Source organism: Allostreptomyces psammosilenae (assembly GCF_013407765.1).
Classification (GTDB): domain Bacteria; phylum Actinomycetota; class Actinomycetes; order Streptomycetales; family Streptomycetaceae; genus Allostreptomyces; species Allostreptomyces psammosilenae.
On sequence record NZ_JACBZD010000001.1, the window covers coordinates 3,586,354 to 3,600,354 of the forward strand.

12 protein-coding genes and 1 pseudogene are annotated in these 14,001 nt (G+C 73.0%); 10 read left to right on the forward strand and 3 right to left on the reverse strand.

Annotated features, from left to right (window positions below):
* The first annotated feature begins 208 nt into the window (after positions 1–208).
* Positions 209–1,228, forward strand: coding sequence for a glycosyltransferase family 2 protein (locus FHU37_RS14845; protein WP_179814648.1), 1,020 nt, complete (start codon positions 209–211; stop codon positions 1,226–1,228).
* Positions 1,228–1,614, forward strand: a pseudogene (locus FHU37_RS14850) (GtrA family protein); the annotation flags it as partial. The gene FHU37_RS14845 and the pseudogene FHU37_RS14850, both read left to right, overlap by 1 nt.
* 288 nt (positions 1,615–1,902) lie before the next feature.
* Here the strand turns inward: FHU37_RS14850 and FHU37_RS14855 are convergent.
* Positions 1,903–3,270: a polysialyltransferase family glycosyltransferase gene (locus FHU37_RS14855; protein ID WP_179814650.1), complete on the reverse strand. Its 1,368-nt coding sequence runs from the start codon at positions 3,268–3,270 to the stop codon at positions 1,903–1,905.
* Positions 3,267–4,253 carry a glycosyltransferase family 2 protein gene (locus FHU37_RS14860; RefSeq protein WP_179816285.1) on the reverse strand — a complete coding sequence of 329 codons (987 nt, stop codon included), beginning with the start codon at positions 4,251–4,253 and terminating at the stop codon, positions 3,267–3,269. The genes FHU37_RS14855 and FHU37_RS14860 overlap by 4 nt, the downstream gene beginning before the upstream one ends.
* Positions 4,254–4,729: 476 nt before the next feature.
* On the opposite strand from FHU37_RS14860, the gene FHU37_RS14865 reads away from it, so the two are divergent.
* From FHU37_RS14865 to nfi, 8 genes are all read left to right on the forward strand, one after another.
* Positions 4,730–6,040: a DUF6716 putative glycosyltransferase gene (locus tag FHU37_RS14865; RefSeq protein WP_179816286.1), complete on the forward strand. Its 1,311-nt coding sequence runs from the start codon at positions 4,730–4,732 to the stop codon at positions 6,038–6,040.
* A gap of 702 nt (positions 6,041–6,742) precedes the next feature.
* Positions 6,743–8,017 carry a cytidylyltransferase domain-containing protein gene (locus FHU37_RS14870; protein ID WP_376774032.1) on the forward strand — a complete coding sequence of 425 codons (1,275 nt, stop codon included), beginning with the start codon at positions 6,743–6,745 and terminating at the stop codon, positions 8,015–8,017.
* Positions 8,017–8,949: an N-acetylneuraminate synthase family protein gene (locus tag FHU37_RS14875; protein ID WP_179814651.1), complete on the forward strand. Its 933-nt coding sequence runs from the start codon at positions 8,017–8,019 to the stop codon at positions 8,947–8,949. Before FHU37_RS14870 ends, FHU37_RS14875 begins: the two co-directional genes overlap by 1 nt.
* The gene (locus FHU37_RS14880) at positions 8,946–10,085 is read left to right on the forward strand and encodes a hypothetical protein (RefSeq protein ID WP_179814652.1); all 1,140 of its coding nucleotides are present in this window, start codon (positions 8,946–8,948) and stop codon (positions 10,083–10,085) included. The genes FHU37_RS14875 and FHU37_RS14880 overlap by 4 nt, the downstream gene beginning before the upstream one ends.
* Positions 10,086–10,361: 276 nt before the next feature.
* Positions 10,362–11,003: a SurA N-terminal domain-containing protein gene (locus FHU37_RS14885; protein ID WP_179814653.1), complete on the forward strand. Its 642-nt coding sequence runs from the start codon at positions 10,362–10,364 to the stop codon at positions 11,001–11,003.
* A gap of 136 nt (positions 11,004–11,139) precedes the next feature.
* Complete coding sequence (locus FHU37_RS14890; RefSeq protein WP_179814654.1) at positions 11,140–11,892, forward strand: nucleoside triphosphate pyrophosphohydrolase; 753 nt, start codon at positions 11,140–11,142, stop codon at positions 11,890–11,892.
* A gap of 567 nt (positions 11,893–12,459) precedes the next feature.
* Positions 12,460–12,843, forward strand: coding sequence for a DUF6479 family protein (locus tag FHU37_RS14895; RefSeq protein ID WP_179814655.1), 384 nt, complete (start codon positions 12,460–12,462; stop codon positions 12,841–12,843).
* Between the two features lie 73 nt (positions 12,844–12,916).
* On the forward strand, positions 12,917–13,636 hold the full coding sequence (gene nfi, locus FHU37_RS14900) for a deoxyribonuclease V (protein ID WP_179814656.1): 720 nt from the start codon (positions 12,917–12,919) through the stop codon (positions 13,634–13,636).
* Between the two features lie 61 nt (positions 13,637–13,697).
* Here nfi and FHU37_RS14905 read toward each other — a convergent pair whose 3' ends face one another.
* Positions 13,698–13,997, reverse strand: a complete 300-nt coding sequence (locus FHU37_RS14905; RefSeq protein ID WP_179814657.1) for a hypothetical protein — start codon at positions 13,995–13,997, stop codon at positions 13,698–13,700.
* Positions 13,998–14,001 lie beyond the last annotated feature (4 nt).

The following is a 14,001-nucleotide window of genomic DNA, read 5'->3' on the forward strand; positions in this document are numbered from 1 at the left end:
GACAATAACAGTCAATCCTCCGGCGCCAGGTTCGTCGGCTGATAGCCTGTTGTAGCCAACCCCCTGTTGCCTTGGAGTTCACCTACTCGACAGGTAAGCTCCCTAGCGTGTTGTGACACCTGTCCAGCCCTGTCCCGTGGCTGCTGCGCCGATCGAACGGCGACTCGAAGACGACGCCCGGGGTTTGGACCCTGCCTTGGGGGCAAAGATGCGATTCTCGATCGTCGTGCCGTGCTTCAACGAGGAGCGGGTGATCGAGCGGTTCCATTCGCGGGTCAGTGAAATCGCTCAGGACACCGGCCACGACTACGAGATGGTCCTCGTGGACGACGGCAGCTCCGACGCCACCGCGCGCCTGCTGGAGGAGCTGGCCGAGCGGGACTCGCGCGTCCGCTTCGTCTCGTTCAGCCGGAACTTCGGCAAGGAAGCGGCCATGCTCGCCGGGCTGCGCAACGCCACGGGCGACGCCGTGATCATCATGGACGCCGACCTGCAGCACCCGCCGGAGCTCATGCACCGGATGCTGGAGCTGCACGCCGCCGGCCACGACCAGGTCATCGCCAGGCGGACCCGGAAGGGCGACCGCTTCAGCCGGACGCTCATGGCGCGGCTGTACTACTGGCTGATCAACCGGCTGGTGGACGTCGAGCTGGTGGACGGCGTCGGCGACTTCCGCCTGCTCTCCCGCCGCGCGGTCGACGCCCTGCTGGAGCTGAACGAGTACAACCGCTTCTCCAAGGGCCTGTTCTCCTGGGTCGGTTTCGACACCGTGACCTTCGAGTACGAGAACGCCCTGCGGGAGGAGGGGCAGAGCAAGTGGACGTTCGGGAAGCTGCTCAACTACGGCCTCGACGGCCTGCTCTCCTTCAACAACCGGCCGCTGCGGCTGTCCGTCTACCTCGGACTGGTGCTGATGGCCCTGGCCGCCCTCTACGTGGTGTGGGTGGTCGGCTCCGCGATCTTCAACGGTCCGGACGTCCCCGGTTACGTGACCCTGCTGGTTGCCATCACCGGGCTCTCCGGCACCCAGATGATCATGCTGGGCGTGGTGGGCGAGTACGTGGGACGCATCTACTACGAGGTCAAGCGGCGCCCGCACTACCTGGTGCGCCGCTCCAACATCGACAGCGCCCTGGAGCCGCTCGCCGTGCGGTTCTCCGGACGGGACGGCGGACGCCCCGAGTCCGAGCTGGTCGGCCAGCGCTCCGCCCAGGGCGTGGGGCGCTGATGTTCTGGCAGGCGGTCCGCTTCGGCCTGGTCGGTGTGGTCAACACCGGCACGTACTACGCCCTGTACCTGCTCGGCCTCTCCTTCCTGCCCTATCTGGTGGCGCACGTCGGGGCCTTCGCGCTGAGCATGGTCGGCTCGTTCTTCATGAACTCCTGGTTCACCTACCGCACCCGTCCGACCTGGCGGAAGTTCCTGCTGTTCCCGCTCACCAACGTCACCAACTTCGTGATCACCACCGGCGGCGTCTACGTGCTGGTGGACCTGGTGGGCATGGGGGACCGCTTCGCCCCGCTGGTCGCGGCGATGGCCGCGATCCCGGTCACCTTCCTGGTGTCGCGGGTGATCATGCTGCGCCCGGACGGTCCGGCCGCGGGCAAGGAGACGGCCGCGGGCAAGGAGACGGCCGTGAACGCGGAGACGGCCGCCAGCCGGGGGGCCGGCGCGCCGCCGGTCCCCGGCCAGGCGGGCGCGGCGGCCGGGCGCCCCACCGCGGACGTCCCCGCCGGTGCCGGCGGTGGAGCCGACCCGCGGGGCTGACGTCGTCGGCGGCCACCGCCCCGGCGGGGCCGCCGGCGCCCGCACGACGCGCGAACGCGAGGAGGGGGATCGACCCGGTGGTCGATCCCCCTCCTCGCGTCTTGGCCCCGTCGCCCGGAACCGGCGCCGGGCCGGTCAGAACCGGTTGCGGACCGTCATCGCGACCTTGCGGACCACCGGGTTCTTGCGCAGGCGGCGCGCCCGGACGGGCAGCCCCCCGGGCAGCTCCAGCGCGGTCAGCCGGCGCCGCTTGAAGTAGCGCTTCTCGGCGGGCAGGTGGGTGTTGAGCCAGGCGATGGTCTCCTCCCGCAGGTGCGGGTACGCCTCGGAGCGCATGCAGTAGCCCACGGCCCGCACCAGCGGCGCCAGCCGGTCCACCGTGCCGGCCTCGTCCAGCAGCAGGCCGCCGTCGGCGCGCCGCAGCGCCTGCGGGTCGCCGAGGTCCGGGACGAGCGTGTCCACGACGACCACCGGGATCCGGTTGCTGTTCTCGTAGGGCGTCAGGCGCTCGAACAGCAGCTCGGTGCCCACCCGGGCCACGGGGATGTCGTAGAGCGCCGCGGCGGTCAGCAGCGCCGTGGAGAAGCAGCCGACCACCAGGCCCGGCCGGAGCGTCTCGTAGAGCACCTCGGCGAGCACCGGCTGGTCGTACACGCTCAGGGTGGCCCCGGCGGCGGAGGCGGCCTCCTCCAGGGCGCGCGAGTAGCGCTCGGGCGCGGAGGGGTGCGGCTTGAACACCACGTTCCGGTGGCCCGCGGCGACCGCGCCGCGCACCATCCGCACGTGGAGCTCCTCCTCCTCCTGCGGGGTGAGGATGTCCAGCGCCGCGAGGTACTGGCCGAGCAGCAGGGCGGGGCCCTGCGCGCCCTCCTCGACGACCGGACGGGCCGCCGCGACCGCCGCCGCGGAGGCGGTGGTGACCTCCGCCAGCACCTTGCGCACGGCGTCGAGCGGCACCGTCTCGGCGGGGACCTGGTACTCGGACAGCAGCAGCGGACGCAGCCCCGGGGCCAGGTCGAGGTAGAGCAGCCGGCGGATGCGCCGGTGCAGGGACGGCGGGAGCTTGTCCCGGGTGGGGCCGTAGCTCATCAGGCCGTCGGCGTAGACCTCGACCGGCGCGTCCGGGAAGACGGCGGCGATGGCGCGGGCCGGGTTGACCTGGATGGACTCCAGTAGCAGCTCCACCGGCTCGTCGCCGAGGTCGAGCTCGCGGCGGAAGGCCCGCTCCCACAGCACGCAGTCGTCCGCGCGGGGCGACCAGCCGCTCGGGTGGTAGGGCCGGATGACCTGGTTCCAGGACACCACCGCGTCGAAGGCCGGCCGAAGCGCCTCGAACCCGGGCATCTCGTCCAGGGCGGGCGTGATCTCCGGCACGGCGACGTTGTTGCACACCAGCAGGATGGTGCGGTCACCCGGGCGGTCCTCGCCGAACATGCCGGCGTCCAGCGCCGCGGCGACGGTCGCGGCCCCGTACAGGGTGGAGGCGGCGGCGATCCTGATCACAGGCTGACCGCCGTCCGCACGCGACCGCGCAGGCGGCCCAGCAGCGCCCGCCGCTCCGGGGGCATGGCGTCGAACGTCTGCTTCAGCACGTCCTGGTCCATCGAGTCCAGCGCCTCCCGCGCCATGGTGCGCAGCCGGCGCGCGACCTCCGGCTCGTACCGCTCCGAGTTCTTCAGGTGGTGGGCGATGATCGCGCAGTAGGTCCGGACGGCCTTGGGCATCAGGCGGCCGACCTCCGGGTCGTCGGCCAGCTCGGCCAGGACGGTGTCGAACGACGCGATGAAGTCCAGCTGCCGGATGTCGCCGATCTGGGTCAGCGAGGAGCTGATGCCGCGCCGGTAGAACAGGCCGTGCAGGCTGACGACGGCGTAGGACTCGGCCTTGCGGTGCAGGCGCCAGATCCAGGGGCGGTCCTCGGCGGTGCGCAGCTGGGCGTCGAAGCGCAGCAGCTCGCGGTCCATGCGCTCGCCGTCGAAGACGCCGGCCCAGGCGTACGGGTAGTCCACCATGGTGGACTGGTCCGCCGGTAGTATCGAGTCGCGGGGGTCCAGCACCTGGTTGCGGCGCGCCTCCGGCGCCCGGTGGATGACCCGCTTGCGCCCCGTCACCTGGACGTGGTCCACCCGGATGAAGTCGCAGCCGTGCCGCTCGATGGCGGCGAGCAGTTGCTCCAGGTAACCGGGCCCCAGCCAGTCGTCGCCGTCCAGGAACGCGATGTAGCGCCCCTGCGCCGCGTCCAGCCCGGTGTTGCGGGCCCCGGCGAGGCCGCGGTTGACCTCGTGGTGGATCACCCGGGCGTTGGGCAGACGGGGGGCGAAGCGCTCCAATATCTCGGGTGTCGCGTCCCTGGCGCAGTCGTTCACCAGCAGGAATTCGAAGTCGTCCCTGGCGTTGACGGCGAGGCTGCGCAGTGTGTCCGGAGCATACTCCTGCACATTGTAGAAAGGGACGATGACCGAAAGCTTCACAAGGGGACTCCAGATACCGGCAGTGATGGGGCGGGGTGCAGGGCCACGCCCGGATGGAGACTACTGCGTCCGTCGTCGCGTCCGGCCGCACGTGTCGGCCACTCTAGTGGCCGTGCTCGGGTGTTCGATGCCGTACAGGTGTACTGAGGGTGAACGACGGATGTGTGTGCGATGAACTCGGTGTGTGAGTTGCCGGTGACGGCGGCCGAAAAGCCGCCAATTGGTGACCGATTTGTAACAGTCTGACCCCGATGTGGATACTTGTCTGCCGCCTGTTAACCTCTCATTAGCTTACTGTTGGGCATGGCGTCATCGATCCTTCCTACGTTTCTCTCCGTGCCCGTTCTGAACCGCCCCTGCCCCCCGCATCCCCGAAGGATCGGCGAACTCCTCCGCCACCACGGGATCCGGCCGGCGGCAACGCCCCTGACGCCCGGGGTGGAGCGGAACAGCAGGCGATTCCCGGGAGCAGGCGAGTGACACGGAAACACATGCGCATCGACGTCTTCGCGGACTCCGACTCGCGCTGGAAGTGGGGCGCGCTGCTGGCGCGCCAGATCGACGGCGACGCGGAGCTGCACGCGCACTTCCTGCGCGGCCGCGCCACCCCCACCCGGCGCCAGCTGGAGGAGGTCGGCGTACGTCCCGACTTCGCCCGTGAGGTCACCATGGCGGAGCTCCTCGCCGATTCCGGCCTGCGCACCGCGGACGTCGTCATCCTCGCCGGAGTCGGCGGCACCATCGCCTCCGCCCTGCACGGCCTGCGGCGCGCCTGGGGCGACGCGCCCCGCCGCCCGGTCGTCGTCACCGGCTACGTCGGCGTCGTCTACGAGAAGCTCACCGACGGCCTGCTGCTGCGCGCCGGCGCCGACGTCGTCCTGGCCAACAGCGCCGCCGACGTCGACCGCTTCCGCGCCGTCTACGAACCCCTCGGCGTCGACCCCGACTCCGTCGTGCGCACGGCGCTCCCCTTCCTCGGCGGCGCCCCCTACGAACCCGCCGCCAGCGAACGCGGGGAACGCCGCTACACGGTGTGCTTCGTCACCCAGCCCTCCAGCCCCGCCGACCGCGCCGAACGGATGTACCTCATCCGGCGCGCCGCGGAGCACGCCCGCCGCCACCCCGAACGCGACGTGCTGGTCAAGCTGCGCAGCCGCCCCGGCGAGCACACCACCCACATCGAGGAGTACCCCTACCAGCACCTGGTGCGCCGCCTGCCGAACGGGGCCCCGCCCAACCTCCAGCTCGTCTACGGCAACATGTCCGACGTCCTGGACCGCACCGACCTGTGCGTCACCGTCAGCTCCACCGCCGCCCTGGAGGCCATGTACCGCGGCATCCCCACCGCGGTCCTCACCGACCTCGGCGTCCGCGAGGTGCTCGGCAACCACCAGTTCGTCGGCTCCGGCTGCGCCACCTCCTGGGACGCCATAGACGCCGGCGCCGCCCCCGTCGCCGACCCGGCCTGGCTGCGCCGCCACGGCGTCGACGACGACGAACCCTTCCGCGCCCTGCGGGAGCGCATCGGCGAGCTCCGCGCCGCCGAGGCGCTGCCGCCCCTGCGCCCCTACTACACCGTGGAGAACGCCGGCGGCTACCTGCCGCGCATCCTCGCCCGGAACGGTCTGGACCCCCAGGGCGTCCCGCTCCGGGGGTTCAACGACTCCGCTGCCGCCCAGGCCGGCCCCGTGCCGGCCGCCCAGCGCGTGGTGCGCGAGGTCGTGCGCAACGGGGCGCGCACCGCCTACCGGGTCGCCGTGCAGCGCGTGGCGCCGGCGGTGCGTCGCTGGGGACAGCTCTGACGGCAGGCCCCTGCGGCGGCTGAAGCGGAGGTCCCCGCTCCGCTTCCTTCTCGCGCTGTCAAGGGATGAGACGTGTCCACGAATGGTCGTTGATCGTGGGCACGTCTCTTGTTTCCCTGCTGTTCTCCCCGCGTTCCGTCAGGAGCGCCGGCGCCGCGCTTAAGTGGAGCCACGGGCGGCCGGCCGCTGGGCCGAGCGCTTTTGAGTGTGAGCACTGTCACAACGCTGGGGATGCAACGTGTCTGACTATGCGCTAACATGAGAAGCCTCTGCCCGGTGTGAAGCTGTCAGATTCTCGGCCGGTCGGTGCGGCTGGCTCGGTGCGGCGGACTGCTCCCGCGGACGTGATCTACTCCGTCGCCCCATGGTCCTCCCCGGGTCGCCGGATCACCCACGACGTCGTGTCCCCCGCGGACGCTGCCGGGTCGTTCGGCCCCAGTCACCACGAGTGATGACGCGGTGGGCACGCGACGGAACCCGGTAACGGAGAAGAGCAACGATGACACGACCACGAACACGCCCTCCCTCGTCACACCGGTGGGCGGGCCTTCGGGCGGCCGCCGCCGTCGTGATCTCCGACGGCCGGGCGGTCCGCCGGTGGGGGCAGTTGTGACCGAGAACGCAACGAAGGGTCAGTTCCACGTGAATCCCGCAGCATCCGTCAACGACGACGGCGCCGGCAGCACCCCCGCCCCCACCACCATTCCCGCGCAGCTCCCGCACCCCGCGGCGACGCCCACCGCCACCGCCCTGGTGGTCATCCCCGCCCGCGGCGGCTCCAAGGGCGTGCCCGGGAAGAACACCGCCCCCGTCGGCGGCATCCCGCTGGTCGCCCGCGCCGTGCAGGCCGCGCTCGCCGCCCGCCGCGCCACCCGCGTGGTCGTCTCCACCGACGACCCGGGCATCGCCGCCGTCGCCCGCCAGGCCGGCGCCGACGTCATCGACCGCCCCGCCGAACTGGCCGGCGACGGCGCCACCAGCGAGTCCGCCCTGCTGCACGCGGTCGACGCCGACGCCGCCCGCCACGGCGACGCCGAGGCCGACGTGGTCGTCCTCGTCCAGTGCACCAGCCCCTTCATCACCGCCCAGGACATCGACGGCGTCATCGCCGCGGTCACCGTCGACGGCGCCGACTCCGCGCTCACCGTCGCCCCCTTCCACGGCTTCGTCTGGCGCGAGGGCGACCCCGAGGCCACCACCGCCACCCCCGGCGGCGCCACCGCCGGCCCCACCGGCGCGCACGGCGTCAACCACGACGCCGCGTTCCGGCCCCGCCGCCAGGACCGCCCGCAGGACCTCCTGGAGACCGGCGCCGCCTACGCCATGCGCACCGCCGGACTCCGCCGCGCCGGCCACCGCTTCTTCGGCCGCGTCGCCCTGGTGCGCACCGACCCCGCCCGCGTGCTGGAGATCGACGAGCCCAACGAGCTCGCCCGCGCCCGCGCCCTGGCCCCGCTGCTGGACAGCGCCGCCGCCCCCGACGTCGAGGTCACCCCGCGCCCCGAACGCGACGCCATCGACGCCATCGTCCTCGACTTCGACGGCACCCAGACCGACGACCGGGTGCAGGTCGACTCCGAAGGCCGCGAGACGGTATCCGTCCACCGCGGTGACGGCCTCGGCATCGCGGCGCTGCGCCGCGCCGGGATCCCCGTGCTGATCCTGTCCACCGAGACCAACCCGGTCGTCGCCGCCCGGGCCGCCAAGCTGCGCGTGCCCGTCCTGCACGGCATCGACCGCAAGGACCTCGCCCTCAAGAAGTGGTGCGAGGAACAGGGAATCGCGCCGGAGCGGGTGGTCTACGTCGGAAACGACGTCAACGACCTCCCCTGCTTCGACCTGGTCGGCTGGCCCATCGCGGTCGCCGATGCGCATGACGTCGTCCGTGCCAGAGCACGCGCGGTGACCACCGTGCGCGGCGGGTACGGTGCCATCCGCGAGATCGCGGCTTGGATCCTCGGAAAGGAACTCTCCTGATGACTTACCCCACCTCCAACCCGGCGCGCGTCCGCACCATCGGCGACCGTCAGGTGGGGCCGGGCCAGCCGGTCTACATCGTGGGTGAGATCGGCATCAACCACAACGGCGACCTGGAGAACGCGTTCGCGCTCATCGACGCCGCCGCCGAGGCCGGCTGTGACGCGGTGAAGTTCCAGAAGCGCACCCCCGAGATCTGCGTCCCCAAGGACCAGTGGGAGATCGAGCGTGACACGCCGTGGGGCGTGATGACCTACCTGGAGTACCGCCACCGCGTGGAGTTCGGCGAGGACGACTACCGCGCCATCGGCGAGCGCTGCACCGAGCGCGGCATCCACTGGTTCGCCTCCCCCTGGGACGTGCCCAGCGTCGACTTCCTGGAGAAGCTCGACGTCGTCGCCCACAAGGTGGCCTCCGCCTCCCTCACCGACGACGAGCTGCTGATCCGCCTGCGGGAGACCGGCAAGACCGTCATCCTGTCCACCGGCATGTCCACCCCGCGCCAGATCCGGCACGCCGTGGAGGTGCTCGGCAGCGAGCGCATCGTGCTCTGCCACGCCACCAGCACCTACCCGGCCCCGGCCGAGGAGCTCAACCTCCGGATGATCAACACCCTGGAGCGCGAGTACCCGAACGTGCCGATCGGCTACTCCGGCCACGAGACCGGCCTGCAGACCACCCTGGCCGCCGTGGCCCTGGGCGCCACCTTCGTCGAGCGCCACATCACCCTCGACCGCGCCATGTGGGGCTCCGACCAGGCCGCCTCCGTCGAGCCGGGCGGCCTGCAGCGCCTGGTGCGCGACATCCGCACCATCGAGACCGCCCTCGGCGACGGCGTGAAGAAGGTCTACGAGGGCGAGAAGGCGGCCATGCGCAAGCTGCGCCGCGTTCCGGGGCAGCTGGCCGCCGAGGCGGCCGAAGCCACCGCATGACCCGAACCCTCGCGCTGGTGGAGAGCCCGGCGCAGCTGCTCAACCTCCTGGAATGGGCCTGCGCCGGCGGCCCCCAGGGCGACCCGGCCGCCGCCGCCCCGCGCGGCGCGGCCGGGTCCGCCCCGGGGGCCCTCCCCGGTCCGCGCGTCCCGGCGCCGCCGTCCGCGGGCGGCTCTCCCGTGGAGGCGGCCGTCCTGCTCCCCAGGGACCCCGCCACCCGCGAGCAGCTCGCCGCCGTGGCGAGGCTGGCGCGCGGCGAGGGCGTGCGGGTGACCCCCTACGACGTGCGGGCCGGCGCCGCCGGCCTGCTGCGCTCGGGCTCCGCCCTGCTGCCCCGGCTGCTGGGCGCCCGCCGACTGGTCATCGGCGACCCCTTCTCCGGGCTGATCCAGCGGCTGCTGCCGCTCAGCCGGGCCCGGGACGTGGTGCTGGTCGACGACGGCACGGCCACCATGGAGCTGGTGCCGCTGCTCGCCGAGGGCCGGCCCCTGGTGCGCTGGCACCGCGACGGCGTCCCGCCCCGCGCGGCGGTCGCCGCCGCCCGCCGGCTCTCCCCGGGCGCCGGGGGGGACGGTGGCCCGGTCCAGCGGGTGGAGCTGTTCAGCTCGCTGACGCCCCCGCCCCCGCCCGGCATCACCGTCACCGAGAACCGCTTCACCTGGACCCGCCGCCGGTTCGCCGCGCCGCGGGTGGAGGACCGGGTGGACCTGATCGGCTCGTCGCTGGCCGAGACCGGCGTGGTGGACACCGAGCGCTACCTCGACGGCGTGCGGGCCCTCGCCGAGCGGCTCGGCGCCGACCGCTACTTCGCACACCGCCGGGAGCGGCCGGACAAGCTCGAACGGATCGCCGCCGCCGGGCTGGAGGTCGTGCGCCCGGACCTTCCGCTGGAACTGGTGGCCCGCCGCGGACCGGTGGCGGCCACGGTGGTCAGCTTCCCCTCCACGGTGGTGCACACCCTGCCGATGGTGCTGGCCGACAGCCCGGTGAAGGTGCTGGTCTGCGACATCGACCCCGGCTGGCTGAGCCCGTCGGCCTCCAACCACGTGCGCGACTTCCTCACCCGGATCGCGGCGACCGCCCGGGAGCGGCACGGCCTGGAGTCCGTGCCGGTGGGCGTGGCCGGCGGTTCCTGAGCCGGCAGCGCTCCCGTCCTCCCCGCCTCCCCGCGGCCTGGCGGGCGTCGCCCCGGCGGCGCCCGCCCCCGTGTCGGCGCGGCGCCCGTACCCCGTGTCGGCGCGGTGCCCGCCCGCACCCGTGTGCCGGGCGCCCGCACCCCTGTGGCGTGTGCTGCGTTCGGGTGACGTGTGGCCCGACGGGAGCGAGTCTCGTCGAAGGCGTAGTCGGACGGGCACGCGACGCCTATCTTGGGTGCGCAGGTTGTCTCCGCGCCCTGGAGGGATCACCACCCCATGTCCCGCGCCGCCGCAGCTCGACCCGCAAAGATCGCCTACGGCTCCGCCGCCGCCCTGGCCGCCGCGCTGGCGCTGACCGCCTGCGGGACGCCCCACGCCAACTCGGCCGCCGTGGTCGGCGCCGACCGCATCACCGTCCCGCAGTTCCAGGACACCAGCGCGGAGATCACGCGGGTGGCCGACGAACTGCGCATGAACGCCGCGGACCCGTCGCGCCGGCTGAGCAACCTGATCGAGTTCTCCGTGGTGGAACAGGCCGCCGAGGACGCCGGGATCACCGTGACGCAGACGGCCGTGCTGGACGCCCGGCGCGACATCGAGGAGCAGACCGGCGGCGGGGACAGCCTGCGCGCCGCGCTCGCCCAGCAGGGCGTGGCGCCGGAGGACTTCGACCGCATGGTGCGGGTGCTGCTCCTGGAGGACGCCCTGGTGGAGCGCGCCGGCGCCGATCCGGCCACCCCCGAGGGCCAGCAGCGCCGGCTGGAGGTGCTGGTCAGCGAGGCGGAACGGCTCGGTGTCACGGTCAACCCGCGCTACGGCGACTGGGGGCCGAACGACTTCACCCTGACCCCGGCCGTCGCCCCGTGGATCCACCAGGAACCGGCCGCGGGCCCGGGGGCCGTCGAAGCCGGCATGTGACGCCGGGCGCGCGCGGCCTGCCTGCGTGCCTGCCCGGGCCGGCCTGCGCGTCTGGGCGTCGGCCCGTCTGCCCGTCTGCCCGGTGCGTCGGTGGCCGACCGGCGGAGGCGCGCCCGCTCCGGGTAGGTTCGGATCCATGGCATCGGCTGAGCACGACGACGTCCGTCCCCAGGGCCCAGGCCCCCGCCGCCCCGAGGGGGCCGGACCACACACGGGCAGCGCGCTGACCGACCTGGTCGCGGTCATGGACCGGCTGCGTTCCCCGGGCGGCTGCCCGTGGGACGCCGAGCAGAGCCATGCCTCGCTGCTTAAGTACCTCATCGAGGAGGCGTACGAGCTGGTCGAGGCGGTGGAGACGGACGACCGGGCAGCGCTCCGCGAGGAACTGGGGGACGTGCTGCTGCAGGTGGTGTTCCACGCCCGGATCGCCGAGGAGCACCCCACCGACCCGTTCTCGCTGGAGCAGGTCGCGGCCGACCTGGTGGACAAGCTGGTCTACCGGCACCCGCACGTCTTCGCCGACGCGACGGCGCTGTCGGCGGCGGACGTGGACGCCAACTGGGAGCGGCTGAAGGCGGCCGAGAAGGGCCGCGCCTCGGTGGTGGACGGCGTGCCGACGGGGCTGCCCGCGCTGGCGCTGGCGGCCAAGCTGCTCTCCCGGGCGCGCCGGGGCGGCGTGGCCGTGCCGGACGCGCCCGGCGGCGCCGTGGCCGCTGCGGCCGTGGGCGAGGCGGCCGGGGCACGGGTGGACGAGGCGGCGGTGGGGCGACTGCTGCTGGACGTGGTGGCGCTCGCCGACCGGCACGGCGTGGACCCGGAGGCGGCGCTGCGGGCGGCGGCGCTGGAGTACCGGGAGAAGGTACGGGAGGCCGAGCGGGCCCAGGGCTGATTGATGCCGCCCGGGGCCGGGCTGCGCCTGCTTCGCCCAACCGCCCCCTCCGCCCGCCCGCGCCCCCTCTCCCCGCTTTCCCCCATCCTCACCTCCCCGCCGCCCCATCCCAACGGCCCCACCCCACCCCACCCCCACGCCCCTACTTCCACCCTCCAGCCCGCCTCCCACCCCCCCCACGCCCCCTATTTCCACCCCCCACCCGAGTTATCCACAGGCTGCAAGTAGGGGGCTGCGGGGGGTATTCAGCGCATGGGATCCTGAAGAAGGGGGCCTCGCGACCCCCCTGGGGGCATGTGGGGGCCGGAACACTGTGATGGCAGGGCAGCGGCAGGGCAAGGCAGGGCGGGGTGCGTGGAGTTATCCACAGGCTGCGAGTGGGGGGCTGCGGTGGGTTGTGTGGGCGTGGGATCCTGAAGAAGGGGGTCTCGCGGCCCCCCTGGGGCATGTGGGGAGCTGGAGAGTGTCCGTCGGGGCCAAAACGGTCTGAATCCTGGCAGATTGGACGAATCCCGGCTGGGTACGCGCTTGGCACAGGCATGATCGTGATCGGAAGGAAGCTCTGTCATGGGCGCCCAGTCTCAGCACGATCCCACCGGGCCGGCGTCGAAGCCACGGCGCGTGCTTCCAGCCGTGCTGGCCACCGGCGTGGTTCCCCTCCTCATGGCCGCCGGCGTGCCGTCCCGGGAGGGCTCCAACAGCAATCCCTGGTTCGCGCTCTTCGTGATCATCGGCGTGATCGCGGTGGCGGTGCTGCTCGGCGCCTTCATCTGGGGTCGGCGGGTGCAGATGAAGGAGCCGCCTCCGGAGTCGCACACCCCCGGCGGGCGCGACACCTGGCTGAACGAGACCGGGGGAGCGCCGGGCCCGGCCGAGGGCGGCGGCCTGACCGGCCCGGAGGAACGCGCCCTGCGTGCCGACCAGCAGCGCCGCCACCGCCACCACGACTGAGCCGACTCGGCCCGCCCCGGCGCTGAACCGAACCGACCCCCCGTGGCCCGGAGTACGGCGGTAGGTTCGGCCCATGCGGATCCTCCAGCCCCACACCCGCCCGGCCGACGAGGCCGCCGCCCGCCGGATCCAGGACGAGCTGCGCGCCCGCGCCGAGCCGTTCGGCCCCGGGCCGGAGCGGGTCCGCACCATCGCCGGGGTGGACGTGGCCTACGCGGGCGCGGCCGGCGCGGCCGACGACCAACTGGCCGCCGCCATCGTGGTGCTGGACGCGTTCACCCTGGAGGTCGTGGACAGCGCCGTGGCCGTCGGCCGGGCCGAGTTCCCCTACGTCCCCGGACTGTTCGCCTTCCGCGAGCTGCCCACCGTTCTTGACGCGCTGGAGCGGCTCGACACCGTCCCCGACCTGGTCCTGTGTGACGGCCACGGCGTGGCGCACCCACGGCGGTTCGGTCTGGCCTGCCACCTCGGAGTGCTGACCGGCCTCCCCACGGCCGGCGTCGGCAAGACCCGCTTGGTCGGAGAACACGCCGAACCCGGCGCGGCTCCGGGCGACGGTGCCGACCTGGTGCACGAGGGGGAGGTGGTGGGGAGGGTGCTGCGCACGCAGCGGGGCGTGAAGCCGGTGTACGTCTCCGCCGGTCATCGCATCGGCCTGGACGCGGCCTGCCGGCACGTCCTCGCCACGGCGCCTCGTTACCGCCTCCCCGAGACCACCCGCCAGGCCGACGCGCTGTGCCGGCAGGCCCTGCGCGAGGCCGGAACCGAGAGCGGATCGCCGGCCCTGTCATGAGTGCTTCCCGCCGCTCAGCGAGCGGCGGGAAGTTTTCTCTGGCTCGACGAGGCTGCCGGTGTCAGGCCGCCTCGTCGAGCCAGAGGATGCGGCTCCTGGTTTGCGGGCGCACGAAGAGCCGCGCCGCGCTGTCGGTGGAGGCGAGGTTGAGGTGGTACGCGCCACCGCAGCCGACCACTTCGACGTGGTCCCTGAACGCCAGCCCCCACGCCGCGATGCGCGCGTCCTGCCGTTCCCCGTACTCCTGGACGACGGCGAAGAGACGGGGCGCCATGTCCGTGACCATGGCCCTGAGTTCCTGCTCGTAGCCCCCGAACGGCGCGAAGGGATCGGTGCTTGCCGGAGTAACCTGCTGCTGCATCGTG

What these genes read in the sequence shown, in the direction of transcription:
- FHU37_RS14845 (WP_179814648.1), top strand. Translation starts at nt 209, where the DNA reads ATGCGATTCTCGATCGTCGTGCCGTGCTTCAACGAGGAGCGGGTGATC.
- FHU37_RS14865 (WP_179816286.1), top strand. Translation starts at nt 4,730, where the DNA reads ATGCGCATCGACGTCTTCGCGGACTCCGACTCGCGCTGGAAGTGGGGC.
- FHU37_RS14875 (WP_179814651.1), top strand. Translation starts at nt 8,017, where the DNA reads ATGACTTACCCCACCTCCAACCCGGCGCGCGTCCGCACCATCGGCGAC.
- FHU37_RS14880 (WP_179814652.1), top strand. Translation starts at nt 8,946, where the DNA reads ATGACCCGAACCCTCGCGCTGGTGGAGAGCCCGGCGCAGCTGCTCAAC.
- FHU37_RS14885 (WP_179814653.1), top strand. Translation starts at nt 10,362, where the DNA reads ATGTCCCGCGCCGCCGCAGCTCGACCCGCAAAGATCGCCTACGGCTCC.
- FHU37_RS14890 (WP_179814654.1), top strand. Translation starts at nt 11,140, where the DNA reads ATGGCATCGGCTGAGCACGACGACGTCCGTCCCCAGGGCCCAGGCCCC.
- FHU37_RS14895 (WP_179814655.1), top strand. Translation starts at nt 12,460, where the DNA reads ATGGGCGCCCAGTCTCAGCACGATCCCACCGGGCCGGCGTCGAAGCCA.
- nfi (WP_179814656.1), top strand. Translation starts at nt 12,917, where the DNA reads ATGCGGATCCTCCAGCCCCACACCCGCCCGGCCGACGAGGCCGCCGCC.
- FHU37_RS14905 (WP_179814657.1), bottom strand. Translation starts at nt 13,997, where the DNA reads ATGCAGCAGCAGGTTACTCCGGCAAGCACCGATCCCTTCGCGCCGTTC.